This window comes from Mesorhizobium sp. M1A.F.Ca.ET.072.01.1.1, from assembly GCF_004023325.1.
GTDB lineage: Bacteria > Pseudomonadota > Alphaproteobacteria > Rhizobiales > Rhizobiaceae > Mesorhizobium.
Genome location: NZ_RZSF01000706.1, coordinates 1 through 539, shown reverse-complemented (window position 1 = coordinate 539; position 539 = coordinate 1). Strand labels below are relative to the sequence as shown.

Sequence of the window (539 nt, the reverse complement as noted above, 5' to 3'; positions counted from 1 at the left end):
GTCAGCTTGTCGCCGGTGATGTCGGTCGGGATCAGGCCGGGGGTCAGGCAATTGACGCGGATGCCGTCAGGGCCGAACTCGCGCGCCATCGCCTTGGCCAGCCCGAGCACGCCAGCCTTGGCGGCGGAATAGTGCGGGCCGCCAAAGATGCCCCCGCCGCGTTGCGCGGAAACCGACGACATGCAGATGATCGAACCGCCGCCATTGTCGCGCATGTGCGGGATGAAGGCCTGGCTGAGGTAGAGGACGCCGCGCAGATTGACGTCGAGGACGCGGTCCCAGTCGGCCGGGCCGATCTCCAGCGTCTTCACCGGCTGCGTTACGCCGGCATTGTTGCAGAGCACGTCGACCCTGCCGAAGGCTTCGCTCACCGCGGCGGCAGCCTTCCTGCACGCGTCGAGGTCGGTGACATTGCAGGCGAGGCCGATATGTTGGCCACCGAGCGACGCGGCGGCATCACGCGCTTGCCCTTCATCAAGGTCGAGTATTGCAATGCGCGCCCCGTGCTCCGCCATCAGCGTCGCAGTGGAACGGCCAAT

Annotated in this window: 1 protein-coding gene; it reads right to left on the bottom strand. The window is 67.0% G+C overall.

Translation table 11 applies throughout. The annotated features are described in order from the left end of the window. A partial coding sequence (locus EOA32_RS37640; protein WP_145971530.1) for an SDR family NAD(P)-dependent oxidoreductase occupies positions 1 to 539 on the bottom strand: 539 nt, incomplete at both ends.